Source organism: Halochromatium salexigens (assembly GCF_016653295.1).
Classification (GTDB): domain Bacteria; phylum Pseudomonadota; class Gammaproteobacteria; order Chromatiales; family Chromatiaceae; genus Lamprobacter; species Lamprobacter salexigens.
Genome location: NZ_NHSF01000061.1, coordinates 23,640 through 48,866, shown reverse-complemented (window position 1 = coordinate 48,866; position 25,227 = coordinate 23,640). Strand labels below are relative to the sequence as shown.

At 65.9% G+C, this 25,227-nt stretch carries 17 protein-coding genes and 1 tRNA gene; 11 read left to right on the top strand and 7 right to left on the bottom strand.

Annotation, left to right across the window (positions count from 1 at the left end; genetic code table 11):
• The first annotated feature begins 226 nt into the window (after positions 1–226).
• Both CCR82_RS12390 and lolA read left to right on the top strand, forming a co-directional pair.
• Entirely contained in the window at positions 227–3,481 is a 3,255-nt protein-coding gene (locus CCR82_RS12390) for a DNA translocase FtsK 4TM domain-containing protein (RefSeq protein ID WP_201246107.1), read from the top strand.
• 8 nt (positions 3,482–3,489) lie between these two features.
• Entirely contained in the window at positions 3,490–4,170 is a 681-nt protein-coding gene (lolA, locus tag CCR82_RS12385; protein ID WP_242513452.1) for an outer membrane lipoprotein periplasmic chaperone LolA, read from the top strand.
• 160 nt (positions 4,171–4,330) lie between these two features.
• Here lolA and rlmB read toward each other — a convergent pair whose 3' ends face one another.
• Positions 4,331–5,104: a 23S rRNA (guanosine(2251)-2'-O)-methyltransferase RlmB gene (gene rlmB / locus CCR82_RS12380; RefSeq protein ID WP_201246106.1), complete on the bottom strand. Its 774-nt coding sequence runs from the start codon at positions 5,102–5,104 to the stop codon at positions 4,331–4,333.
• Between the two features lie 56 nt (positions 5,105–5,160).
• Positions 5,161–7,410, bottom strand: a complete 2,250-nt coding sequence (gene rnr, locus CCR82_RS12375; RefSeq protein WP_201246105.1) for a ribonuclease R — start codon at positions 7,408–7,410, stop codon at positions 5,161–5,163.
• 110 nt (positions 7,411–7,520) lie between these two features.
• Here rnr and CCR82_RS12370 point away from each other — a divergent pair.
• A tRNA-Leu gene (locus CCR82_RS12370) sits at positions 7,521–7,607 on the top strand.
• 142 nt (positions 7,608–7,749) lie between these two features.
• On the opposite strand, the gene CCR82_RS12365 is transcribed toward CCR82_RS12370, so the two are convergent.
• A complete protein-coding gene (locus CCR82_RS12365; RefSeq protein ID WP_242513451.1) occupies positions 7,750–8,448 on the bottom strand; it encodes an arylesterase in 699 nt (232 codons plus the stop codon).
• 208 nt (positions 8,449–8,656) lie between these two features.
• On the opposite strand from CCR82_RS12365, the gene CCR82_RS12360 reads away from it, so the two are divergent.
• The 7 genes from CCR82_RS12360 to rfbC all read left to right on the top strand — a co-directional run bounded on the left by CCR82_RS12360 (position 8,657) and on the right by rfbC (position 18,466).
• Entirely contained in the window at positions 8,657–9,328 is a 672-nt protein-coding gene (locus tag CCR82_RS12360; protein WP_420827331.1) for an ABC transporter ATP-binding protein, read from the top strand.
• Positions 9,328–11,979, top strand: a complete 2,652-nt coding sequence (locus CCR82_RS12355) for an ABC transporter permease (RefSeq protein WP_242513450.1) — start codon at positions 9,328–9,330, stop codon at positions 11,977–11,979. Before CCR82_RS12360 ends, CCR82_RS12355 begins: the two co-directional genes overlap by 1 nt.
• A 158-nt stretch (positions 11,980–12,137) precedes the next feature.
• Positions 12,138–13,412, top strand: a complete 1,275-nt coding sequence (locus CCR82_RS12350; RefSeq protein WP_201246111.1) for a DUF1015 domain-containing protein — start codon at positions 12,138–12,140, stop codon at positions 13,410–13,412.
• A 64-nt stretch (positions 13,413–13,476) separates the two neighbouring features.
• The gene (locus CCR82_RS12345) at positions 13,477–15,810 is read left to right on the top strand and encodes a RelA/SpoT family protein (RefSeq protein WP_201246104.1); all 2,334 of its coding nucleotides are present in this window, start codon (positions 13,477–13,479) and stop codon (positions 15,808–15,810) included.
• 117 nt (positions 15,811–15,927) lie between these two features.
• Complete coding sequence (gene rfbB, locus CCR82_RS12340; RefSeq protein ID WP_201246103.1) at positions 15,928–17,019, top strand: dTDP-glucose 4,6-dehydratase; 1,092 nt, start codon at positions 15,928–15,930, stop codon at positions 17,017–17,019.
• Positions 17,020–17,027: 8 nt separating this feature from the next.
• The gene (gene rfbA, locus CCR82_RS12335; protein ID WP_201246102.1) at positions 17,028–17,912 is read left to right on the top strand and encodes a glucose-1-phosphate thymidylyltransferase RfbA; all 885 of its coding nucleotides are present in this window, start codon (positions 17,028–17,030) and stop codon (positions 17,910–17,912) included.
• The gene (rfbC, locus tag CCR82_RS12330) at positions 17,909–18,466 is read left to right on the top strand and encodes a dTDP-4-dehydrorhamnose 3,5-epimerase (RefSeq protein WP_201246101.1); all 558 of its coding nucleotides are present in this window, start codon (positions 17,909–17,911) and stop codon (positions 18,464–18,466) included. The genes rfbA and rfbC overlap by 4 nt, the downstream gene beginning before the upstream one ends.
• A gap of 43 nt (positions 18,467–18,509) precedes the next feature.
• On the opposite strand, the gene CCR82_RS12325 is transcribed toward rfbC, so the two are convergent.
• Positions 18,510–18,953, bottom strand: a complete 444-nt coding sequence (locus CCR82_RS12325) for a globin domain-containing protein (RefSeq protein WP_201246100.1) — start codon at positions 18,951–18,953, stop codon at positions 18,510–18,512.
• Positions 18,954–19,065: 112 nt separating this feature from the next.
• Between CCR82_RS12325 and CCR82_RS12320 the strand changes: the two genes are divergently transcribed.
• A complete protein-coding gene (locus CCR82_RS12320; protein ID WP_201246099.1) occupies positions 19,066–21,024 on the top strand; it encodes an SLC13 family permease in 1,959 nt (652 codons plus the stop codon).
• Positions 21,025–21,042: 18 nt separating this feature from the next.
• Here the strand turns inward: CCR82_RS12320 and CCR82_RS12315 are convergent, their stop codons facing one another.
• From CCR82_RS12315 to topA, 3 genes are all read right to left on the bottom strand, one after another.
• Positions 21,043–22,095: a cyclopropane-fatty-acyl-phospholipid synthase family protein gene (locus tag CCR82_RS12315; RefSeq protein WP_242513449.1), complete on the bottom strand. Its 1,053-nt coding sequence runs from the start codon at positions 22,093–22,095 to the stop codon at positions 21,043–21,045.
• An 88-nt stretch (positions 22,096–22,183) separates the two neighbouring features.
• Positions 22,184–22,771, bottom strand: a complete 588-nt coding sequence (tsaC, locus tag CCR82_RS12310; RefSeq protein ID WP_201246098.1) for an L-threonylcarbamoyladenylate synthase type 1 TsaC — start codon at positions 22,769–22,771, stop codon at positions 22,184–22,186.
• A 19-nt stretch (positions 22,772–22,790) separates the two neighbouring features.
• Complete coding sequence (gene topA / locus CCR82_RS12305) at positions 22,791–25,142, bottom strand: type I DNA topoisomerase (protein ID WP_201246097.1); 2,352 nt, start codon at positions 25,140–25,142, stop codon at positions 22,791–22,793.
• Between the last annotated feature and the right edge of the window lie 85 nt (positions 25,143–25,227).

The following is a 25,227-nucleotide window of genomic DNA, read 5'->3' as shown; positions in this document are numbered from 1 at the left end:
ACGCTCTATACCGTCTATGCCTCATGGGAGGAGCTGTTGACGTTTATGCTCGAGGCGCTCGAACCGGCCCAGCCTCCACCAAAAGCGCGGCGCTTAAGGCGGTGACAGGGCAAATTTGGAATTGCTGCGCCTGCCGAGCGCCGGCGCCGAGGGCGGAGCGCAAACATCGAAACACGACGAAGTTCCCTCGCTAAGGCTATAATCCGCCAAACGTTAGGAGAATGCCGTGGAACAAGCGACTCGACTCAGACAGCCCCGTTTCGGCGATTATCTGGAGCGTGCCTGGCGCGAAGGTGCACTCTGGGCCGTCATCCTCATCTCGCTGTATCTGGTGCTAGCACTGGCCACCTATTCGGCACATGACCCCGGCTGGTCTTTCGTGGGGGCGGAAGGCGCCGTCGACAACGCCGCCGGAAGACTCGGTGCCTGGTTCGCGGATCTGGCGCTATTCCTGGTCGGCGTGCTCGCCTACCTGATCCCGGTCGCGCTCGCCGCCAGCGCCTTCCTCGTCTTTCGCGACCACGAGCCAGAGCCCGAGACCAAACTCTACTGGCTGGTGCTGCGCTGGATCGGCCTGCTGCTCACCCTCGGCGCCGGCGCCGGATTGGCGAGCCTGCAGATCGCCGGTCCCTTCGGCGACCTGCCCAATGGCATCGGCGGCGCCCTCGGCCAGTTGATCTCGGACATGGCCAGCGCGGGCTTTGGCATCGGCGGCGGCTCGCTCGTGCTGCTCGGCCTACTGCTGACCGGGCTATCGCTCTTCACTGGGATGTCCCCCTTGCTCATCGTCGACGGCATCGGCGATCTGACCCTGATGCTGCTGCGCGTCCCGCCGCGTCTGTATCAGCAAATCCAGGCAGCACGCGCCGAGCGCCGCCAGCACCCGCATCAAGAGGACTGGGAGACTGATTGGTCAACCGATTGGGATGACGACGAGAGCGAGAGCGAATTCGAGAGCGAGGTCGAACCAGCATCGGATCTCGCCGCGACAGCGGTCTTCGCCCCGACAGTGGACAGGCAGGTCGAACGCAAGGCGGAGCCGAACGACTGGATGGACTCGGCGAATGAACCTTGGATAGGCGAACCGGAGGAGGCGGAGGCGGAGCCGGAGCACGCGAAGCCGGAGCACATGAAGCCGGATAACGCGAAGCCGGATAACGCAAAGCCGGAACACCCTAGGCGGCATAGCGGCCGCGTCAGTCGCGCCGATGCGCTCGACCCCGCCGAGGCGCGGGTCCAGCGGCAGGCGCCGGAGGAAGAAGCTCCAGCGCACAGCCCGGAGACGGATGCGCAACATTCCGTGCATGCGCACCAAGCGCCGCAAACCATGAATGCGCCGCAGAATGCCATCCGCACTCTCATCTCGCATCCGACCGCAGCACCTCTGCTGGGGACAGAGCAACCTCTCGCGATCGGGATCGGTGCGGGCTTCGAGGCGGGCGCGGTACCCGCTCGCGAAGAGACGGATGCCAGGAGTCGGCCAGCGGCCTCGGAATCAGCCCTTGCCCCCCAGATTCAGAAGCCAGCGCCAGCAGCCTTCGCGCCAGTGCCAAATCCTGAACCGGAACCGGAACCGGAACCGGAGCCGGAGCCGGAATCAACGCTAGAGCCAGAATCAGAACCGGCGCCAACACCAGAGCCCTCGCTAGAGCCAGAGCCAGAGCCAGAGCCAGAACCGATGCCAGAGTCGGAATCGAGGCTAGCACCAGAGCCAGAACTGGCACCAGAGACGACTCCAGAGCCGGAATCAGAGCTAGGATCGGCCTTCAAGCAGGAGCCAACGTCCTCGGCCGAGCAAGACCCCAAAGCAGCCACTCCCCCGGTCACTGCATTGGCCCCACCGCCCACTGCGGTCGAGCCAGTCTGGGCCGACGGCTCGGCGCCAGCGCCGGCAGCAACGCCTGCCGCGCCCACGCCAAGCACGCCGCCGCTGGCGAGTCGCACCGCCTCGATGCGCGGCGATTTCAGCGAGCGCCCCCCACTCGACCTGCTCGATCCACCCCGGCGCAGCGGCAATGCCGCCACCCCCGAGCAGCTCGAGACCATGTCGCGCGAACTCGAAGCGCGCCTGGCCGAATTCGGCGTCATCGCCGAGGTCGTCGAGGTGCATCCCGGGCCGGTCGTGGCGCTGTTCGAACTCGAACTGGCCCCGGGCGTCAAGGTCAGCAAGATCACCGGCCTGAGCAAGGACATCGCCCGTGCGCTGTCGAAGATCAGCGTGCGCGTGGTCGAGGTCATCCCCGGCAAATCGGTGATCGGCCTCGAGGTGCCGAACGATCAGCGCGAGATGGTCACCCTGAGCGAGATCATCGGCTCGCGCGCCTATCACGAGGCGAAATCACCGCTCACCATCAGCATGGGCACCAACATCTCCGGCGAGCCAGTGGTCGCCGATCTCGGCCGCATGCCGCATGCGCTGATCGCTGGCACCACCGGCTCCGGTAAATCGGTCGCCATCAACGCCATGATCCTGAGCTTGGTCTACAAGGCCGGCCCGGATGATGTGCGCCTGATCATGGTCGACCCGAAGATGCTCGAACTCTCGGTCTACGAGGGCATCCCGCATCTGCTCACGCCCGTGGTCACCGACATGAAGGAGGCCGCCAACGCGCTGCGCTGGTGTGTCGGCGAGATGGAGCGCCGCTACAAGCTGATGGCCGCCCTCGGCGTGCGCAACATCGCCGGCTACAATCGCAAGGTGCTCGACGCCATCGCCGCCGGCGAACCGATCGCGGACCCCACCTATGCCCCGATCGTCAATGCCGCCCTCGCCGAGGGCCTGGAGCCGCCCGAGGTGCCGACGTTGGAGAAGCTGCCGAACATCGTCGTCATCATCGACGAACTCGCCGACATGATGATGGTGGTCGGCAAGAAGGTCGAGGAGCTGATCGCCCGCCTGGCGCAGAAGGCGCGCGCTTCCGGCATCCATCTGCTACTCGCGACCCAGCGCCCCTCGGTCGACGTGCTTACCGGTCTGATCAAGGCCAACATCCCGACCCGCATGGCGTTCAAGGTCTCGGCCCGCGTCGACTCACGCACCGTGCTCGATCAGATGGGCGCCGAGCATCTGCTCGGCCATGGCGACATGCTCTACCTACCCCCGGGCGGCAGCATCTCGCAGCGCGTGCATGGCGCCTTCGTCGACGACCATGAGGTGCATAAGGTGGTCGCCTTCCTCAAGCAGCAGGGCGCGCCGGACTACATCGAGAACATCCTCCAGGAGCCGTCCGAACACCTGCCCGGCATCGACCCGGAACCCAAGGGCAATGGCGATGTCGAGGATCAGGACCCGCTGTTCGACGAGGCCGTGCAGATCGTCATCGAGAGCCGGCGCGCCTCGATCTCGGGTGTGCAACGGCGACTGAAGATCGGCTACAACCGCGCCGCGCGCATGATCGAGGAGATGGAGCGCATCGGCGTCGTCGGCCCCGCCGAGAGCAACGGCAACCGCGAGGTCCTCTCGCCTCCACCACAGGATTGAATCTTCCCATGCTCAGCATTCCATTCGGCCCGTTAGCCTCTCATCGATCACTCGCAGCGCTGCCAGCGCGGCTCTTATTGGTGTTATTGCTGCCGCTGATGACGCTGCTCAGCACGCCGCAGGCACGCGCCGACGGCATTGCCGAGCTGAAGGATTACTTGAGTGGCCTCAACAGCCTCAGCGCCGACTTTCGCCAGATTACCCTCGGCGCCGATGGCGAGCAGATGATCGAGTCGAGCGGCACCTTCTACCTGCTGCGCCCGAATCGCTTCCGCTGGGACTACGACACGCCCAACGAGCAACAGATCGTCGCCGACGGCTCGCGCATCTATGTCCACGACCAGGATCTGAACCAGGTCACCCACAGCAGCCAGAAGAAGATCCTCGATGGCACCCCGGCCCAGCTCCTGGCGAGCGAGAAGCCGGTCGAGGACTACTTTGAGCTGCGCACGCTGGATGAAGGCGACGGCCGCACCTGGATCGAGCTGACTCCGAAGGCCGAAGACACCGAGGTCGTCAAGCTGCGCATCGCCTTCATCGACGGCCAGCTCGACACCTTGCTGATGGAAGATCGCTTCGGCCAGCTCACCCGTTTCATCTTCGACGACCTCGAGCGCAACCCACAGCTCGACTACGCCCTATTCCGCTTCGAGCGGCCCCCAGGCAGCGATTTCTTGCAGGCGGATTGACCCAAGGGGCAGGAAAACTTCGGGATCGAGCAGCGGATGCCCGGCAGCAGGCTCTTATGCTACCCGCGAGTTCAACAGGGTCGGATCGTGCTAGCCTTTGGCTCGGGCATCGGCCAGCAGCTTACGCACCGCGTCGAGCCCAAAAGTCGTTAATGGACAGTTACATAGTGCCGCGCTCAGCAGATTGAACCCGTTGTCTAACAGCCTCATACAGACAGATGCCCGCCGCAACCGACACATTGAGACTTTCGACGCGACCACGCATTGGCAAGGACGCGAGCAGGTCGCAGCGCTCTTGAGTCAAGCGGCGCAGGCCGGTGCCCTCGCTGCCGAGCACCAGCGCCGTTGGCCCTAAGAGATCGGTCTCGAATAGGGTCGATGGAGCCCGATCAGCAAGCCCAATCAACCAAAGCCCATGCGCTTTCAGCGCGTCCAGGGTGCGCGCCAGATTGGTGACCTGAACAAAGGGCACCGATTCGGCAGCACCACTCGCCACTTTTACCGCCACCGGCGTCAAGCCAACCGCCTTGTCCTTGGGCGCCATCACTGCCGTCGCACCGGCACCGTCAGCACTGCGCAAACAGGCCCCGAGATTATGCGGGTCGGTCACACCATCGAGCACCAGCAGCAACGGCGGCTGCTCGATGGTCTCGAGCAGGAGTTCAAGATCTTGTTCGGTCAGTGCTGCCGGCATCCTGACCCAGGCCAAAGCGCCCTGATGATTGCCACCCTCAGCAATCTGATCGAGTTCATCGCGACTGATTTGACGAACGGCGATGCCGGCCTGGCGCGCCATCGCGGCCAGCTCGGCCAAGCGTCGATCACGCCGCGTTCGGTCAAGCCAAAGTTCCACAACACCCTCGTAACCGAACTTCAGCGCAGTGCGGACACTGTTGATACCGACCGTGGTGGCGGTATTCGAGCGTTGGCTCATCGTAACCCCTCTCTCAGTAGCGGCCGATGTCCATCGGACGTCATCGGAGCGGCCTCTCAGGCCGCTGGCTTCTTGCGGCGTCTTGAGCGCGAACGCCGCTTGGGCGCTTCGGCAACGATCGGCTTGGCCAGCACGAAGTCGATCTTGCGATCCTCGAGATTGACCGCCGCGACCTTGACCCGCAAGCGGTCCCCGAGCCGGTAGACCTGGCCCGTGCGCTCACCGGTGAGGCGATGGCCGACCGGATCGAAGTGGTAATAGTCGTTATCGAGCGCGGTGATGTGCACCAGCCCATCGACATAGACCCCATCCAGCTCGACGAACAATCCGAACCCTTGCACGCTGGTGATGGTGCCGTCGAACTCCTCGCCCAGCTTGTCGCGCATGAACTCGCACTTGAGCCAATGCTCGACATCGCGGGTGGCCTCATCGGCACGCCGTTCGGTGCCCGAGCAGTGCTCGCCGACCTGCTGCAGCTCCGGCTTCGAGTAGTCGAGATCGGCCGCCGTTCCGCCGGCGAGGAGGTGCTTGATGACGCGATGGACGATGAGATCCGGATAGCGGCGGATCGGCGAGGTGAAGTGTGTGTAGGCGTCGTAGGCGAGCCCAAAGTGGCCGACATTATCGGAGCTGTACATCGCCTGCTGCATCGAGCGCAGCAGCACGGTCTGGATCAGATGGAAATCGGGGCGTCCGCGTACCGCATCCAACAGGGTGCCGTAGTCCTTGGCCGTCGGCTTGTTGCCGCCCGGCAGGTTCAGGCCCAGCTCGGCGAGGAACTCGCGCAGGTCGGAGAGCTTCTCCTCCTTGGGCGTCTCGTGGATGCGATAGAGCGCCGGCATCTTCTTGCGCTGGAACAACCGCGCGGCGGCGACGTTCGCGGCCAGCATGCATTCCTCGATGATGCGGTGGGCATCGTTGCGCACCGTCGGCTCGATGCTCGCGATCCGTCCAGCGTCGTCGATCACGAACTTGGTCTCGACGGTCTCGAAGTCGATCGCGCCACGCGCGGCGCGCGCTTCGAGCAGCGCCTGATACATCGCGTACAGCTCGTGCAGATGCGGCAGCACTTCGGCATAGTGCTCGCTGAGCGCGCCATCGCTGTCATCGAGCAGCGTCGCGACCTGTTCGTAGGTCAGGCGCGCGTGCGAGCGCATCACCGCTTCGAAGAAGCGCGTGCGCGTGACCTTGCCCTCACGGCTCACATAGAGTTCGCAGGCCATGCAGAGCCGGTCGACCTGCGGGTTCAGCGAGCAGAGGCCGTTCGAGAGCACCTCCGGTAGCATCGGAATGACCCGGTCCGGGAAGTAGACCGAATTACCGCGCTCGAAGCCTTCCTTATCCAGGGCGCTGTCGGGCGTCACGTAGGCCGAGACATCGGCGATGCAGACCAGCAGCTTCCAGCCCTTGGGCTTGCGTTCGCAGTAGACCGCGTCATCGAAATCGCGCGCGTCGGCACCGTCGATCGTGACCAGCGGCAGCGCGCGCAGATCGGTGCGGCCGGCCTTCGCGGCCTCCGGGACCTCTTCACCAAAGGCGCTGATCGCCTGCTCGACCTCGGGCGGCCAATGCACGGGCAGATCGTGCGCGCGAATCGAGATATCGGTCTCCATGCCGGCGGCCATGTGCTCGCCGAGCACCTCGGCGACGCGGCCGATCGGCTGGGTGCGCTTGGTCGGCTGATCGGTGATCTCGGCGACCACGATCTGTCCCTGCTCGGCGCCGCCGAGACGGTCGCTCGGGATGATCACATCGTGCGTCAGGCGCTTATTGTCCGGCACCACGAAGCCGACGCCGCTCTCCGAGTAGAGCCGCCCGACCACGCTGGTGGTGCTGCGCTCGAGGATCTCGACCACCGCGCCCTCGAGGCGACCGCGGCGATCCTTGCCGGTCACCCGCGCGACGATGCGATCGCCGTGGAACAGCGCGCGCATCTCCTTCGGGTAGAGATAGAGATCATCCCCCCCGTCGTCGGGCTTGACGAACCCGAAGCCGTCGGGATGGCCGATGACGCGGCCCGCGACCAGATCGCGCTTGTTGACCAGGCAGAAGGCCTCGCGGCGATTGCGCAGCAGCTGGCCGTCGCGCACCATCGCGCCCAGGCGGCGCTCCAGCGCAACGCGATCGTCTTCGGTGGTGAGGCCGAGCAAGGAGGCGACTTCGTCGAAGGCCGCTGGCGCGCCGTGTTCTGTCAGTGTTTCGAGGATGAACTCCCGACTGGGAATCGGGTTATCGTATTTCTTCGCTTCCCGTTGCCGATGCGGATCCAGGTCCCGAGCGGATTGAGCCTTTTTTCGTCGTGCCACGCTGTACTCGTATTGCGTCCAAAGATTCCACTAGTCTACCGTTGACAAGCCCTCGCTGTCTCTCTAAGCTTGTCGACTTGTCACGGTTGCAGCCGTCGACGCCGCACCCTGCCGAGGTGGCGGAATTGGTAGACGCGCATGGTTCAGGTCCATGTCTGGGAAACCAGGTGGAGGTTCAAGTCCTCTCCTCGGCACCATTAAGAGTCAGTAACAGCAACGCTAAGCTAGTGGTCCACAACGGTGGTCCACACTAATCCTTCCCTTCTTTCTCTTCCTCAAACTCCGCCGTCTCAAATCCAAGCATGCCGGAGTTCTCCTTGGGTTGAGCAGTCCAATGGCTCATTCGAGCAGCGGATCGAGTACCGGCCAGACCGTCTCCAAGATCAATGGCTGAGCTTCGGCAGTTGGATGCAGGCCATCGGCTTGCATCAAGCGCGGATCTTCGGCGACATCGGCGAGCAGCCGCGGGACTAGAGCGACCTCGGTTCGCTCGGCGACTGTTGCGAACAGTTGTTGAAAGCGCTCGGTGTAGGCCGAACCATAATTAGGCGGTAGGCGCACGCCGATCAGAACAACATCAGCATCGGCCGCTTGCGCTTGCTCGACCAGCGTCACCAGAGCGTCTTTGATCCTTGCAGGCGCGAAACCGCGTAGGCCGTCATTGGCACCAAGCTCGATCAGCACGATTTTTGGTTCGTATTCGGCAAGCAAAGCCGGCAACCGGCTCAGGCCGCCGGCGACCGTATCCCCCGAGATCGCGGCATTCACGACCCGATATGGCAGATTGCGTTCATAGATTCGGGCCTGCAACAGATTCACCCAACCCTGGTCCAATGGCAAGCCGTAGGCGGCGCTCAGGCTGTCACCGAGCACCAGCAGCACCGGCGTCTCGGTGGCCTCGGTGACGATTGGCGACCCGGCAATGCGATCGACAGCGCCATCATCGAGAGTCCGATCACTCGCCGCCGCCCCCGGCGGCACCTCGGTCATGGCGGCGAGGGGCAGTAGCAACAGTAACGACAGGAGAATGCGCAGCATGCGGGATCAAGCTCCGAAGAATGATCAGGATGGTCGTGAGCACAGCATGGGCTCGGTCGCGGGCCCCGCCAAGGGGGGCAGTGCCGAAGCCCAGGACATCAACGCCAAGGCGATGGGGCACAACACCGAAGTGGCTGATTCCCAGGCCAACACCGAAGCTGGCGAAAACGCCGCTGCCGCTCCCTCTTCCGCGACCAGGGCGAACCCCATCTGCCGCGCTCGGGCACTGGCCAAGCAGGTGCAGGGGCCGAGCGGGGTGCTCGACATCCTCACCGGCGTCGATCTCGAGGTCGCGCGGGGCGAGGCGGTGGCGATCGTCGGCGCCTCCGGCAGTGGCAAATCGACGCTGCTCGGCCTGCTCGCCGGCCTGGATCGCGCCAGCAGCGGCTCGGTCGAACTCTGCGGCAGCCCGCTCGAACCGCTCGACGAGGACGCGCGCGCCGCCTTGCGCGCCGGGCGCGTCGGCTTCGTGTTCCAGAGCTTCCAGCTCATCCCGACCCTGACCGCGCTCGAAAATGTGCGACTCCCGCTCGAGCTGGCCAGCGTCCTGAGCGCCAGCTCAGCACGGCGCACGGCCGAGGCGGCGCTCGAGCGCGTCGGCCTGAGCGAGCGCGGCGGCCATTATCCACGCCAGCTCTCCGGCGGCGAACAACAACGCGTGGCGATCGCGCGCGCCTTCGCGCCCGGCCCCGAGGTGTTGTTCGCCGACGAGCCGACCGGCAACCTGGACGAGGCCACCGGTGGGCGCATCATCGATCTGCTGTTCGGACTGCGCGAGGATGCGGGCGCGGCGCTGGTGCTGGTCACCCACGACCCGGCCTTGGCCAGCCGCTGTGACCGGCGGCTCGGAATGAGCGCCGGCCATCTGGAGGCCAGGTGATGAGCGATCGCGGCACCGATCCCGCCCTGACCTCCGACACACCGCCGTCATCGGACGGAAACTATCCACCGCGCGCCGACGCTGAGCCATTAGCGGCTGGGAATCCGCAGTCGGATGCCGCGCCCCCTGGCCAGGCGCCAAGCCAGCGGCCCGCTGCTGCCGGGGCGGCCTGGCGGCTCGCGGCGCGCCTGCTGCGCCGCGACTGGCGCAGCGGCGAACTCTATCTGCTGGCCGGCGCGTTGATCCTGACCGTGGCCGCGATCACCGCCGTCGGCTTCTTCACCGATCGCATCGAGGCGGCGATGCAGCGCCAAGGCAGTGAGTTGCTGGCCGCCGATCTGGCGCTCGAGGCCTCCACACCGATCCCTGCCGCGCTCGCCGACGAGGCCAACCAGCGCGGGCTCGAGCTGGCCCGCACCCTGACCTTCCGCAGTGTCGTCTTCGCCGACGAGACCAGCCAACTGGTGCAGGTGAAGGCGGTCGATGACGGTTATCCATTGCGCGGTCGGCTGCGGCTGCGCGAGCGCCTCGGCGGCGCCGAGACCGAGGTGCCGGGCGGCCCGCCGGCGGGCGAGGTCTGGATCGAATCGCGCCTGCTGCATGTGTTGGGCAAACAGGTCGGCGACCGTCTGACCCTAGGCGAGCGTGCGTTGCCGATGCGCCAGATCATCGCCTATGAGCCGGACCGGGGCGGCAACATCTTCCAGATCGCCCCCCGGGTGATGATGGCGATGGCCGATGTCGAGGCGACCGGCCTCGTTGGCGAGGCGAGCCGAGCCCGCCACCGGCTGCTGATCGCCGGGGATGCCGATGCCGTTGCGGACTACCGCGATTGGCTCGCGGATCGGCTGCCAACGAACGCGGAGCTGATCGATGCGCGCAACGCCCGCCCCGAGTTCGAGTCCGCGGTCGATCGCGCCAGTCGCTTCCTGCATCTGGCCGCCTTGACCACCTTGCTGGTCGCCGGCGCGGCGATGGCGCTGGCGAGCCGGCGCCTGGTCGAGCGCCAGACCGATGCGGTGGCGGTGATGCGTTGTCTGGGCGCGCCCCGGCATCTGCTGACCCAGATCTTCGCGCTGCGCTTGCTGTTGTTCGGGCTGATCGCCGGGCTGCTCGGGGTCGCGCTCGGCTGGTTGGCGCAGTTCGGTCTCGCGGCGCTGCTGGCAGACTGGTTCGATGGCGCGCTGCCGCCGGCGGGCGGCGCGCCGGCGCTGGTCGGGCTTGGCACCGGATTGGTGGCCTTGGCCGGGTTCGGCCTGCCGCCGTTGCTGCAGCTCGCCGACGTGCCGCCGCTGCGGGTGCTGCGGCGCGATCTGGGGCCACCAAAGGCCTCGGTCGCAATCAGCGCCGCCGGCGCCGTCGGCACGCTGGCGTTGCTGATCCTTTGGCAGGCGGGCGATACCAGCCTGGCCTGGAAGCTGCTCGGCGGGGTCGCGGCGACCGTCGTCGCGCTCGGCCTCAGCGCGGGGCTGCTGGTCTGGCTGGCCAGGCTCGCCACGAACCGCGCGCGCGGCGTTTGGCGGCTCGGGCTGGCGGGGCTGTCGCGACGACCGACGGCGTCCATCTTGAGCATTGTCGGCCTCGGGCTGGGCATCCTCGCGCTGCTGCTGCTGGCCGTGGTGCGGCTGGATCTGCTGCGCAGTTGGCAGGAGACCCTGCCGGAGGGCGCGCCGAACCGTTTTCTGATCAACATCCAGCCGAGCGAGGTCGACGCACTCGAGGCCTTTCTGCGCGACAAGGGGCTCGACTCCTCGGGTCTCTACCCGATGATCCGGGGGCGGTTGCGAGCCATCGGCGGCGAGGCGGTCGACCCTGAGGCCTATGATGACCCCCAAGCGCAACGCCTCGCCGAGCGCGAGTTCAATCTCAGCTTCGCCGTGCAACCGCAGAGCGACAACGAGATCGTCGCCGGGCGCTGGTGGGCCGAGGTCGAGGCGCCCGGGCAATTCTCGGTCGAGGAAGGCATCGCCGAGACGCTCGGCATCGACCTCGGCGAGGAGCTGCGTTTCTGGGTCGCCGGGCGTGAGGTTTCGGCGCCGGTGACCAGTCTGCGCCAGGTGCAGTGGGATAGCTTCAACGTCAATTTTTTCGTCATCGCGCCACCGGCGTTGCTCGCTGCGGAGCCGGCGACCTATGTCACCAGCTTCTACCTGCCACCGGGCGAGGAGGCGTTGGCGACCGAGCTGATACAGGCGTTCCCGAGCGTCACCCTGATCGATGTCGGCGCTCTGCTACAACAGGTGCAGGGCATCATCCGCCAGGGCATCCAGGCGGTCGAATACGTGTTCCTGTTCACGCTGCTAGCGGGACTGCTGGTGATGTACGCCGGCATCCAGGCGAGCCTGGCGGTGCGCCGTGCCGAGCATGGCGTGCTGCGGGCCTTGGGTGCACAACGGCGCCAGTTGCTAGTCGCGCTCGCGGTGGAGCTGACCACCGCCGGGCTCCTGGCCGGGCTGATCGCCTCGCTGTTCGCCGAGCTGACCGGCTGGGTGTTGGCGCGGGAGTTGTTCGGGCTGCCCTTCGCGTTCAGCCCTTGGCTCTGGATCGGTGGCGTGCTCGGCAGCGGCCTGCTGGTCGGTGCCGCCGGTACCCTGGGCACCTATAGGCTATTGGTGCGCCCACCGTTGTCGGCGCTGCGTCAATCGGGATGAATCGATCGAGTTGAATGGGTCGAGCTGAGTCGGTCCTGTCGAGGTTCAGGCGGCCGGCGGCGGCAAGGGGCGTGGTGTTCCTGCTATCATCGTTACTCGGTTCGTTTAGCTTGTTTGGAACGCTCCCGCATCAATACTGGTTCCGCTATCCGCTCGCCATGCCCTTGATCATCCCTTTTGCCGGCTTGCGCCCGGGCGCCGAGCACGCCGCCGAGGTCGCCGCCCCTCCCTACGACGTGATGAGCGCCAGCGAGGCGCGCGCCATGGTGCAAGGCCGACCGGCGAGCTTCCTGCACATCTCGCGCGCGGAGGTCGATCTGCCCGAGGGCACCGATCCCTATGCCGAGGCCGTCTACGCCAAGGCGCGCGAGAACCTGGAGCGACTGCGCGCCGAGGGCATCCTGCGCCAGGACCCGAGCCCGCGCTACTACGTCTATCGCCTGAGCCTGGGTGAGCACCGGCAGACCGGACTGGTCGCGGCAGCCTCGGTCGAGGCCTATCGCGCGGGCCGCATCCGCCGCCATGAGCTGACGCGCCCGGCGAAGGAGCAGGACCGCGTGCGCCAGATCAGCGCGCTCAATGCCCAAACCGGGCCGGTGTTCCTCGCCTACCGGGCCGCAGCGGCGATCGACAAGCGGCTGCAGGCGGTCAGCGAGCGCCCGCCAGCGCTCGACATCAGTGCACCGGATGGGATCCGCCATCAGCTCTGGTCGATCGACGATGGCGATGAGATCGCCGCCTTCGGTCAGGCCGTCGAGGCCCTCGAGCGCCTCTATATCGCCGATGGTCATCACCGCGCGGCGGCCGCCGCGCGTGTGGCCGAGACACGACGGAACGCCGACGCCGGCGGCCCGAGCGGCGAGCGAACCCGCAACGGCGACCGAATCCACAGCGAGGACAGCGATCATTTCCTCGCCGTGCTCTTCGCGCACGATCAGCTGCGCATCCTGCCTTACAACCGCGTGGTCAGGGATCTCAACGGCCTTACTCCCCAGGACTTCCTCGAGCGCGTGGCGGAGGCCTACCGCGTCGAACCGAGCACCCAGCCGGTGGCTCCAACCGCGCGCGGCGAGGTCGGGCTCTATCTGGCCGGACGCTGGTCTCGACTCAGCCTGGCGCCGGAGCGGATTCCAGCCAACGATCCGATCGGCCGACTCGATGTCAGCCTGCTGCACGAGCAGCTGATCGCCCCCCTCCTGGACATCCATGATCCGCGCCGCGATGAGCGCATCGACTTCGTCGGCGGCAGCCGCGGGCTCGCCGGGCTCAGCACACGCGTCGACAGCGGCGAGATGGCCGCCGCCTTCTCCCTGCCGGCGACGCGCATGGACGATCTGCTGGCGGTCGCCGATGCCGACGCGCTGATGCCACCGAAGTCCACCTGGTTCGAGCCCAAGCTCGCCGACGGCCTGGTCAGCCACCTGTTCGACTGAGCCACGCCGGCGCCGAGCGGGCTTGCAATCCGGTCGCGGCCAGGAGCAAGAAACAGATCACGCCATGGTCACGCATCACACCACCCTCCCCGATGCGGGCACCGACGATGCCGAGGCCGCCGCGCGCTGGCTCGCGCAGGTGCCGACGCATTATGGCGAAGACGGCCGCGCCCGCATCGCCGAGGCCATCGCATTGATGCAGCGCTGCGTCGGCGATGAATGGCTCGAGACCGGCGAGAGCGCCGCGCGCCATCGACTCGGCACCGCCGACATCTTGATGGGGCTGCGGCTCGACACCGAAACCCTCTGCGCCGCCCTGCTCGGCGGTTGCATCGGTCGCGCCGAGATCGATGCGGCCACCCTCGATGCCCAGTGCGGTGCCGGTGTCTCGCGCATGGTCCAGGATCTTGGCCGCATCGCCCAGCTCGCCGAGCTGGAGCCGAAGGCGCGCAGCGGCACCCGCGAGAAACCGCGCGAGCACGCCCGCCGCGAGGAAAACCTGCGCCGCATGCTGCTGGCCATCGCCGAGGATGTGCGCGCCATCCTCGTGGTGCTCGCCGAGCGCGTTCATCTGATGCGCGCGGCCAAGCAGCTCCCCGCCGAACGACGGCGCGCACTGGCCCAGGATACGACTCGGCTGTATGCGCCGCTCGCCAACCGGCTCGGGGTCTGGCAGTTGAAATGGGAACTCGAAGACCTCTCGCTGCGCTATCTGGAGCCCGACGAGTATCAGCGCATCGCGCGCCTGCTGCGCGAGCGCCGCGATGAACGCCAGCGCTACATCGCCGAGGCGATCGAGCGTCTGCAGCAGGAGTTCGCCCGCATCGGCCTGCACGCCAGCATCAATGGGCGCCCGAAGCACATCTACAGCATCTGGCGCAAGATGCAGCGCAAGCGCGTGGATATCGACGGCATCTTCGATCTGCGCGCGGTGCGCATCATGGTCGACACCGAGGATGACTGCTACACCGCGCTGAGCGTGGTGCACAGCCTCTGGCCGTACATCCCGGACGAGTTCGACGACTATATCTCCAAGCCCAAGGGCAACCTCTATCGCTCGCTGCACACCGCCGTCACCGGCCCCGACGGCAAGGTGCTCGAGGTCCAGATCCGCACCCCGGAGATGCACCAGCATGCCGAATACGGTGTCGCCGCGCATTGGGCCTACAAGGAAGCCGCCGGGCATGATGCCGCCTTCCAGCGTCGCATCGTGCTCATGCGCAACTGGCTCGAGCGGACCTTGGAGGCCGAGCCGGCCGCTGACCCAAGCGCTGATCCGGGCTCAGGCCATGGCGAGGCTGCAGGCGCCGATCCTGGTGCCAGCAGTGGCCGCTCACCGCCGGTGGGTGAAAGCGGCGCAACGCACCAGGAAGTCGCCGCAAGCATCTATGTGCTGACCCCACAGGCCAAGGTGGTGGAGCTGCCACCCGGCGCGACCCCGCTTGATTTCGCCTATGCGATCCACTCCGAGGTCGGTCATCACTGCCGGGGTGCGCGCGTCGATGGGCGCATCGTGCCACTGACCTACAAGCTCGCCAGCGGCCAGACGGTCGAGATCATCACCCAGAAGAACGCTGCCCCGAGTCGCGACTGGCTCAGCGTCCACCACGGCTATCTGACCACCTCGCGAGCGCGCAACCGGGTGCGCCAGTGGTTCAAGCAGCAGGACTACGAGCGCCATCTCAGCGAGGGTCGCGGCCTGCTCGACAAGGAGCTGACGCGCCTCGGCATCGAGACCAAGCCGGCGCTGGAGCAGCTCGCGGAGCGCTTCAACCTGCAGCGTGGCGATGACGTCTTGGCCGCGATCGGCCGTGGCGATCTTGCCGTTGGCACCATCGCGCGCCAGGTCGGTGAGCCGCGTCACGAGCGCCGTGATGCGAGCGCCGAGTCCGCACAACCGGTACCGCTCATCCAGGGTCGCCGCAAGCGCCAGCACCAGGATCGCCCCGAGGTGATCGTGGCTGGGGTGCCGGATTTGATGACGCAGATCGCAAGCTGCTGTCATCCCGTGCCCGATGACCCGATCATCGGCTTCATCACCCGTGGGCGCGGGGTTGCGGTGCATCGCGCCAACTGCACCAACATCACCAGCCTAGGTGACGAGGAGCAGGAGCGCTTGATCGAGGTGGAATGGACCGAGCAGCCGGACCATGTCGCCTATCTGGTCGACATCGTCATCACCGCAGCCGATCGCCGGGGACTGCTGCGCGATGTCTCCTCGGTGCTCGCCGATGAGGAAACCAATGTCATCGCCACCGAGACCCAGACCGATGCGGCCCATGATCGCGCCAGCATGCGCTTTCGGGTCGAGGTCAGCGACGTCGATCAGCTCGAGCAGGTCTGCAGCAAACTGCGCCAGCTCAGCGATGTGATCGAGGTGCGCCGCAGCGGCCGCTGAGCCCGCAATGCGGATGCCCTGCGGCGGTCTTGCCCAACGCGAGCCTCAAGCGAGGCAGGGCCTGATCCATGAGGTGGTATCATCCGCCACTGGTTCAGGACAGCCCCCTAGCAGACCATGCGCACCCTCCTCGTCACCGGCGGCGCCGGCTTCATCGGCGGCAACTTCGTGCATCTGAAGATGCAACAAGGCGTCGAGCGGATCATCAACCTCGACAAGCTCACCTACGCCGGCAACCCGGACACGCTGGCCGGGTTTGGCGATGATCCGCGCCATGTCTTCATCGAAGGCGATATCGGTAACCAGGCCTTGGTCGGGCACCTGCTGCGCGAGTACCAGGTCGATGCAGTGGTCAATTTCGCCGCCGAGAGCCATGTCGATCGTTCGATCGACGGCCCGGCTGCCTTCATCGAGACCAATGTGCTCGGCACCTTCAGCCTGCTCGATAGCGCCAAGGCGTACTGGAGCCAGCTCGAGGCCGGGCGGCGCGAGGCCTTCCGCTTCCTGCATGTCTCGACCGACGAGGTCTATGGCTCGCTCGGGTCGAGCGGCAAGTTCACCGAAACGACGGCCTATGCGCCGAACTCGCCCTACTCGGCCTCGAAGGCGGCCTCGGATCATCTGGTGCGCGCCTGGCATCACACCTACGGGCTGCCGGTGCTGACCACGAATTGCTCGAACAATTACGGCCCCTACCAGTTCCCGGAAAAGCTGATCCCGCTGATGATCGCCAAGGCTCTGGCCGGCGAGCCGCTGCCGATCTATGGCAACGGCGGCAATGTGCGCGATTGGCTCTATGTCGAGGATCATTGCCGCGCGATCGATCGGGTGCTCGAGGCCGGACGCCCCGGCGAGGTCTACAACATCGGCGGCGACAGCGAGCGTACCAATCTCGAGGTGGTCGACACCCTCTGCCGGCTGCTCGATGAGGCCCTGCCCGACTCACCCCATCGCCCGCACAGCCAGCTCAAGCAGTTCGTCACCGACCGTCCCGGCCATGATCGCCGCTACGCGATCGATGCGACCAAGCTCCAGACCGAACTCGGCTGGCAGCCGGCCGAGACCTTCGAGAGCGGACTCGCGCGCACCCTGGCCTGGTATCTCGACAACCAGGAGTGGACGCGCCGGGTCACCGATGGCCGCTATCGTGGCGAGCGCCTCGGCGGCCAGGGCCTCGGTGGTCAAGGCCTGGGAGGCAGGCTGGCATGAACACTGGCATGACACGCAAAGGCCTCATTCTCGCTGGCGGCTCCGGCACCCGGCTGCATCCGCTCACGCTGAGCATCAGCAAGCAGTTGCTGCCGGTCTACGACAAACCGATGATCTACTACCCGCTCGCGGTGCTGATGATGGCCGGCATCCGCGAGGTGCTGGTAATCACCACGCCGCACGATGCGCCGGCCTTCCACACGCTGCTCGGTGACGGCAGCCAGTGGGGCGTGCGGCTCGAGTACGCGGTGCAGCCGGAGCCAGGCGGCCTCGCGCAGGCCTACCTCATCGGTCGCGATTTCCTGGCCGGCGCCCCCTCCTGCCTGATCCTGGGCGACAACATCTTCTATGGCGGTGGCCTGCGCACGCATCTGCGCGCGGCGGCCGAACGCGATCAGGGCGCGAGCGTGTTCGGCTACTGGGTACGCGATCCGGAGCGCTATGGGGTCGCTGAACTCGACGCCGAGGGCCGGGTCATCGGGCTCGAGGAGAAACCGGCCAAGCCGCGCTCCAACTATGCCATCACCGGCCTCTATTTCTACGACGGGCGCGCCAGCGACTTCGCGGCTGAACTCACCCCCTCGGCGCGCGGCGAACTCGAGATCACCGATCTGAACCGACGCTATCTCGAGCAAGACGCCTTGCATCTCGAGCGGCTGAGCCGTGGCATCGCCTGGCTCGATACCGGCACCCATGAGTCGCTGATCGAGGCCGGCAACTTCATCGAGACGATCGAGAAGCGGCAAGGGCTCAAGGTCTGCGCGCCGGAAGAGATCGCCTACAGCAACGGCTGGATCGATGAACAGGCGTTGCGCGCGGTCGCCGAGCCGCTGCGCAAAAGCGGCTACGGCGACTATCTACTTGGCTTGATCACACGAGGTCCTGTCCTATGAAGGTCACCGCAACGGCCATCCCCGAGGTGCTGCTGATCGAGCCACGGGTGTTCGGCGATCACCGCGGCTGGTTCTGCGAGACCTGGCAGCAGCCACGCTATGCCGAGCATGGCATTGGCCCGGTGTTCGTGCAGGACAATCAGGCATTCTCCGGTCATGGCACCTTGCGCGGGCTGCATATCCAGCATCCTCATGGTCAGGGCAAGCTGGTGCAGGTGATCAGCGGCGCGGTGTTCGATGTGGCGGTGGATGTGCGGCGTGGCTCGGCGACCTTTGGGCACTGGGTCGGCGCCGAGCTGAGCGAGACCAACAAGCATCAGCTCTGGGTGCCGGCCGGTTTCCTGCACGGCTACCTGGTCACCAGCGAGACGGCGCTCTTCGGCTACAAGTGCACCGAGACCTATCATCCCGAAACCCAGTTCGCGGTGCGTTGGGATGATCCCGAGATCGGCATCGCCTGGCCGGCCGGGATTCAGCCGGTGCTCTCGGAGAAGGATCGGGATGCTCCCCTGCTGCGCGAGATCGCCCTCGAGCAACTGCCTCAGGCGCGTTGAAGGTTGAGGGCGCGCCATGGCCCCGGCACCGTGTCGACCCGGCTCAATGGCCGACACTGGTACCATTGGCATCGGCACCACTGATGCCAGCGCCGGCCTGCATGGTGGCCGAGAGGCGCTCGAAGACCTCGCACCAGGCCGCGCGTGCATCGGCATCGAATGCATCGCCGAGCGCTTCGCTCAGCGTCTCGAGCAGGACCTCCTCGAACTTCGCGTAGTCGGCGGCTTGCACACCGTATTCGGCGTGGCGCACCCCGAGGGTCTCGACCAGGGGTTGGACCCGTTGCGGATGCTCGAGCGCACTGATCACGGTATTGATCATGGTGACGAAGAGAGCGGCCTGCTGACCGATATCCGCCTTGAACAGGGGGCGCAGCTCGGGGTAACGGGCGAACAGGCGCTGATAGAAATCGCAGCAAACCGTTTTTCGTTGCGGCAGGATGAGATCCCAGGTTTGCCGAACACGCGAGGCCGTCTCAGGATGCATGGCTGTTCTACCGACGCTAGTGGACGCGCATCATACGCGCGCTCGCCCAATACTAGGCCAGAGCGCGCAGGGCTTCAACGCGATTCCAGCGTCACATCCGGAGCGTTTTTCCATGACTAGACTGCTACACGGGATCACCGTTGTCGACATCGCCGGCATGGTGCTCACCCTCTTCGCCATCTGGCTCGCCGCACAGGTGCCCTCGCTCGAGATCGCCTGGGTGATGGCGGTGCTGGTGCTCACCGTGTTCCTGTTCGCGTTCGAGGTGGTTGCGGTCGATGTCACCGCGCTGAGCATCCTGGTGCTGCTCGGACTCAGCACCTTGTTGGCGCCCCTCATGGGCCTGGATGCCGGATTGGTGCCGATCCAGGATCTGTTCGATGGCTTCGCCTCGAACGCAGTGATCTCGATCATCGCGGTGATGATCATCGGCGCCGCGCTGGACAAGACCGGGCTGATGACGCGGGTCGCGAGTGTCATCCTGCGCATCGGCGGCAGCACCGAGGCGCGCATCATCCCGCTGATCTCGGGCACGGTCGGCGTGATCTCCTCGTTCATGCAGAACGTCGGCGCGGCGGCGCTGTTCCTGCCGGTGGTCAGCCGCATCTCGGCGCGCACCGATCTGCCGATGTCGCGGCTGCTGATGCCGATGGGTTTCTGCGCCATCCTCGGCGGCACCCTCACCATGGTCGGTTCGAGTCCGCTGATCCTGCTCAATGATCTGATCAAGACCGCCAATCAAGGCCTGCCATCGGAGCAGCGGATGGAGACCTTTGGGCTGTTCTCGGTAACACCGATCGGTCTGGCGCTGGTCGCCACCGGCATCCTCTATTTCGTGCTCGCGGGCCGCTTCGTGCTGCCCGCGCGCACCAACGATCAGCGCCTACAGGCGGGTGATCCGATGGCCTACTATGCCGAGACCTATGGCGTCAGCGACTTCAGTGTGCACGAGGTTCGGGTTCCGGCGACCAGTCCGCTCGCCGGGCTCAGCGTGGACGCGATCGAGCGGCGCTGGAAGGTGCGCATCATCGCCGTCGACAAGGGCGATGGGGTGCGCTTCGGCGCCTCGGGCGTCGATCGTCGTCTCGGCATCGAACAGGGCACGCTGCTCGGCATCCTGGGCGGCGAGGAGCGCTTGGCGACCTTCGTCGCCGAGAGTGGGGTCGAAACCCGCCCTGAACTCGAGACCTTCGCCGAGGCGCTGTCTGCACACCGGGCCGGTATCGCCGAGATCGTGATCCCGCCCGGCTCTGGGGTGGTCGGCAAATCGGCGCGCGATCTCTTCATGCGCAAGGTCCACGGACTCTCGTTGCTCGCCATCCGCCGTGGTGACGAGACCCTCACCTATGCCACCGGCGGTGTGCGTGATCTACCGTTCAAGCCTGGCGATACGCTGGTGGTGCATACCGCCTGGACGGATCTGGTCCGGCTCGAGAGCAATCGCGATTTCGTCATCGTCACCACCGAGTATCCACACGAGGAGCTGCGCCCGCACAAGCTGCCGGTGGCCTTGCTGTTCTTCGCGCTGACCCTGGGGCTGGTGCTGTTCACCGATCTGATGCTCTCGGTGGCGCTGCTGACCGGCGCGGTCGGCATGATCCTGAGCGGCGTGCTCTCGAGCGAGGAGGCTTATGCGGCGGTGAGCTGGAAGACGGTCTTCCTGCTCGCCTCGCTGATCCCGCTCGGCGTCGCGGTCGAGACCTCGGGTACCGCGGCCTGGATCGCACAGGTGACACTGGCGGCGCTCGGCGACGTGCCGATCTGGATGATCCAGGCCGCGCTGGCGATCCTGGCGACCCTCTTCACCTTGGTGATGTCGAATGTGGGCGCGACCGTGCTGCTGGTGCCACTGGCGGTGAATATGGCCGTTGGCGCGGGTGCCAATCCGGCCGTGTTCGCGCTCACGGTCGGCATCGCCACCTCGAACTCGTTCCTGATCCCGACCCATCAGGTCAATGCCCTGATCATGGGCCCCGGCGGTTATCGCGTGCCCGACTACCTGCGCGCCGGCGGCATCATGACAGTGCTGTTCCTGGTCGTCTCGCTGCTGATGCTCAACCTGGTGTTTTGACGGGGAAAGACCAGACCTTCAGGCCGCCCCAGGACGCTCGAACAGGTAGTGCCCGACGTACCACTCCTGGCCCTGGTGCAGCCCGAACAGCTCGGCGCACGCCATGAAAAAGAGGCGCCAGCGCATCCACCAGGTGCCGACCTGATCCTTGCCGTAGGTGGTTTCCAAGATCGGCCAGACCTCGGCCCGCGCGGTATCCATCCGTGCCAGCCAGGCGTTGAGGGTCTTTTCGTAGTGCCGCCCGTCCCAGCGCCAGCGATCGACCAGCTGCAGCCGTTGCTGGAAATGCAGCGGCAGATCATCGCTCGGCATGATGCCACCGGCGAAGAAGTAATGGCTCATCCAGTCGTCCGGCCCGGTGTCCTCGTAGGGATAGGGATGGTCGCGATGGCAGAACACGTGCATGAAGAAGCGCCCGCCGGGCTCGAGCCAGTCGTGCACGCGGGCGAACAGGGTGCGCCAGTTGCGCATGTGCTCGAACATCTCCAGCGAGACGATGCGATCGAACCGCTGATCGATCGCGAAGGCGTTCATATCGGCGGTGATGACAGTGAGATTCTCGATCCCGCGACGCTTGGCCTCGCCTTCGATGTAGGCGCGCTGCGAGCTGGAGTTGGAGACGGCGGTGAATCGGCTCGATGAGAACTGCTCGGCGGCCCAGAGGCTGAACGAGCCCCAGCCGCAGCCGAGTTCGAGCACGTCCATGCCGGCATCGACTCCGGCGCGGAGGGCTGTTTCGGCCAATGATGCCTCTTCGGCCTGTTCTAGGGTGGTGACTCCGGTTGGCCACCAGCAGCTGCTGTACTTGCGGCGCGGCCCCAAAACCGTCGCGAAGAACTCGGCCGGCACCTCATAGTGCTGCTCGTTGGCACGCTCCGGCACGGCGGCCACTGGTGAGTCGTCCAGCATCGCGATGAAGGCCTCCTTGTGCTCAGCGGCGCGCTCACAATCGTGCATCGGCAGCTCCGATAAGGTCTTGCGCAGGCGCTGACGAATACCGGCACGGATGATTGGATCGGGCACGATGCCGCGCTCCACCAGCGAGATGATCATGGCCTCGGAAATCGGCATGCAATGCTCCAGGATGTGCGATTTCAGGATAATCCGTCAGATATCGGCAGCAACGGCTGGATACAACTCAGCAGGGCATCGCATCCATTCAGGGACGCAGCACGCGACCTGTGCGGGCATCGCGGATGAGGGAAGGTCGGGGATTGCCGCCGCAACGCGCATTGAGAATGAGGTCCGGGCCTTTGGGCAGGCGGTGGCGGACCTCGAGCGCGGTGCGTGCCGGCGGTCGGGCGGCAATGTTGGCACTGGTCGAGACCAACGCACCGCCACCATCACTGGCCCAAGCCGCGCACAGGGCACGGGCGATGGGATGGTCGGGGATGCGCACGGCGATGGTTTCATGCGCCCCGGTGAGCCAGGTCGGCGTATCGGGTCGCGCCGGCAGCAGCCAGGTGTTCGGCCCCGGCCAGGAGGCCTCGATATCGGCCATGCGCGCCGGCGCCAGCGGCAGGATGAATGGCCATAAGGCGTCGAGATCGGCGGCGATCAGGATCAATCCCTTGTGCTCGGGGCGGCGCTTGATCGCGAGGATGCGCCGCACCGCCCGGGCGTCGAGCGGATCGCAGCCGAGCCCATAGACGGCCTCGGTCGGATAGGCGATCACCTCGCCGGCGGCGATCGCCTGCGCCGCGCGCCGCAGGCCGAACGGTGAGGGACCGATGGTTCTGGTTCTCATGCCGCTTCGCCGCTAGCCATCAGGCGACCGGCTCAGGTGCCGGCTTGCTGCGGGCGCTATTCGCATCGGTATCCGGCCCGTCCGATCCGCCGTCCTCGTCCGCCGGCGCGCTATAACCGCACTCCTTCTGCGGACAGACCTTCTGCGCACCCTTGGACTTGGTGACCTTGAGCGTCAGCACCGGCCAGCCGCAGTTCGGGCAGGGCTCGGCGAGCGGCTCGTTCCAAACCGCGTAATCGCACTTCGGATAGGTCGAGCAGGAATAGAAGATCTTGCCGCGCCGGGATTTCTTCTTCTGCAAGGTGCCCGCCTTGCACTTGGGACATTCGACGCCGGTGTCCTCGGGTTTCTCGAGCGGCTCGATGTAGCGGCACTTGGGATAGGCGGTGCAACCGATGAACTTGCCATAGCGGCCGCGTTTCACGGCCAGTGGTGAATCGCACTCCGGGCAGGACTTGCCTTCGACGATCTCGGGCTCGTCGCTAGCGCCCTTCTCGGCATTCAGGTCGCGGGTGTAGTCGCAGTCTGGATACTTGGAGCAGCCGATGAAGAAGCCATTACGCCCGAGGCGTTTGGCGAGCTGTCCGCCACACTTGGGGCATTGCTCATCGATGGCCTCCTGGGTGACATCGCTGCGCTGGACATGCTCCTGGGTGTAGTCGACCTGCTCCTTGAAGGGTTTCCAAAACTGCTCCAGCAGCGGAATCCACTCCTCCTCACCCCGCGAGACGGCATCGAGGGTGTCTTCGAGCCGGGCGGTGAAGTCGTAGTCGACGTAGGAGGTGAAATGCTCGGTCAGGAACTTGTTGACGATGCGCCCGACATCGGTCGGCGTGAAGCGCTTCTTCTCAAGTTCGACGTACTCGCGCTCCTGCAGGGTCGAGATGATCGAGGCATAGGTCGAGGGCCGCCCGATGCCGAGTTCTTCCAGCATCTTCACCAGCGAGGCCTCGGAGTAGCGCGGCGGTGGCTCGGTGAAGTGCTGCTCGGGGCGGATGGCGACCAGTTCGACCGTCTGACCCTGCTCGAGATCGGGCAGCATCCGCTCCTCGTCGTCATCGGCGCTGCTGACATCATCGCGGCCCTCGAGATAGACGCGCATGAAACCAGGCTCGGCGATGGTCGAGCCGCTCGCCCGGAAGCGATGGCCTTCCCCGCAGCCGAGATCGATCGAGACCAGGTTCAAGAGCGCATGGGCCATCTGGCAAGCGAGGGTGCGCTTCCAGATCAGCTCGTAGAGCCGGGCCTGGTCCTTGGTCAGATGGGCCTTGATCTGCTCTGGCTGATAGCCGATCGAGGTGGGCCGAATCGCCTCATGCGCCTCCTGCGCGTTCTTCGACTTGGTCTTGAACAGCCGCGCCTGTGGGGGCAGGTGATCGGCGCCGTAGCGCTCGGCGATGAAGCCCCGTAGCTCGTCGATCGCCTCCTGCGAGAGATTGACCGAGTCGGTTCGCATGTAGGTGATGAGACCCACCGCGCCGCTGCCGATATCGACGCCTTCATAGAGCTGTTGCGCGGTGCGCATGGTGCGTTGCGCGGTGAAGCCGAGCTTGCGCGCCGCCTCCTGCTGCAGGGTCGAGGTGATGAACGGCGGCGCCGGATGGCGCTTGCGTTGCTTGCGCTCGACCTTGTCGACCGTCAGCGTGCCGTTGGCCGCCGCGAGTAGCCTCTGCTCGACCTCGCGCGCCCGGGTCTCATCGGTGATCGTGAACTGCTCGACCTTTTGGCCAGCGTACTCGGCGAGCTTGGCGGTGAAGGTCTTGCCCTGATCGGCCGCATCGGCCTCGACGGTCCAGTACTCGCGGCTTTCGAACGCCTCGATCTCCTGCTCGCGCTCGACGATCAGGCGCAGTGCCGGGCTCTGCACGCGCCCGGCGGAGAGCCCGCGGCGGACTTTTTTCCACAGCAGTGGCGAGAGGTTGAAACCGACGAGGTAATCGAGTGCCCGTCGTGCCTGCTGGGCATTCACGAGATCGTAGGAGAGTTCGCGCGGATGGGCCACGGCCTCATTGACGGCGCGCTTGGTGATCTCGTTGAAGACGACCCGATAGACCGGGCGCTCGCCGATTTGGTGGCGTTTGAGCAGCAGCTCATAGAGATGCCAGGAGATCGCCTCGCCCTCGCGGTCGGGGTCGGTCGCGAGATAGAGCGCCGTGGCGGTCTTGAGCTTCTTCGAGATGGCCTGGACGTGCTTCTCGTTGCGCTCGATGATCTGGTACTTCATCTCGAAGCCGTGCTCGGGATCGACCGCGCCCTCCTTGGGGATCAGGTCACGCACGTGTCCGTAGGAGGCCACGACGTCAAAGTCCGGCCCCAGATACTTCTTGATGGTCTTCGCCTTGGCGGGCGACTCGACGACGACGAGATTCATACAGTCATGCCAATGCGCTGAAATGGAGCGCTAGGAGATACGATCAGCGCCCCCTACGTCAAGGTCGATGCCGCAGAGATCTCGT

Excerpts from the sequence above, each read along its gene's own strand:
- lolA (WP_242513452.1), top strand. The coding sequence starts at position 3,490 with ATGCTCAGCATTCCATTCGGCCCGTTAGCCTCTCATCGATCACTCGCA.
- rlmB (WP_201246106.1), bottom strand. The coding sequence starts at position 5,104 with ATGAGCCAACGCTCGAATACCGCCACCACGGTCGGTATCAACAGTGTC.
- CCR82_RS12365 (WP_242513451.1), bottom strand. The coding sequence starts at position 8,448 with ATGCTGCGCATTCTCCTGTCGTTACTGTTGCTACTGCCCCTCGCCGCC.
- CCR82_RS12355 (WP_242513450.1), top strand. The coding sequence starts at position 9,328 with ATGAGCGATCGCGGCACCGATCCCGCCCTGACCTCCGACACACCGCCG.
- CCR82_RS12350 (WP_201246111.1), top strand. The coding sequence starts at position 12,138 with ATGCCCTTGATCATCCCTTTTGCCGGCTTGCGCCCGGGCGCCGAGCAC.
- CCR82_RS12345 (WP_201246104.1), top strand. The coding sequence starts at position 13,477 with ATGGTCACGCATCACACCACCCTCCCCGATGCGGGCACCGACGATGCC.
- rfbB (WP_201246103.1), top strand. The coding sequence starts at position 15,928 with ATGCGCACCCTCCTCGTCACCGGCGGCGCCGGCTTCATCGGCGGCAAC.
- rfbA (WP_201246102.1), top strand. The coding sequence starts at position 17,028 with ATGACACGCAAAGGCCTCATTCTCGCTGGCGGCTCCGGCACCCGGCTG.
- rfbC (WP_201246101.1), top strand. The coding sequence starts at position 17,909 with ATGAAGGTCACCGCAACGGCCATCCCCGAGGTGCTGCTGATCGAGCCA.
- CCR82_RS12325 (WP_201246100.1), bottom strand. The coding sequence starts at position 18,953 with ATGCATCCTGAGACGGCCTCGCGTGTTCGGCAAACCTGGGATCTCATC.
- CCR82_RS12320 (WP_201246099.1), top strand. The coding sequence starts at position 19,066 with ATGACTAGACTGCTACACGGGATCACCGTTGTCGACATCGCCGGCATG.
- CCR82_RS12315 (WP_242513449.1), bottom strand. The coding sequence starts at position 22,095 with ATGCCGATTTCCGAGGCCATGATCATCTCGCTGGTGGAGCGCGGCATC.
- tsaC (WP_201246098.1), bottom strand. The coding sequence starts at position 22,771 with ATGAGAACCAGAACCATCGGTCCCTCACCGTTCGGCCTGCGGCGCGCG.
- topA (WP_201246097.1), bottom strand. The coding sequence starts at position 25,142 with ATGAATCTCGTCGTCGTCGAGTCGCCCGCCAAGGCGAAGACCATCAAG.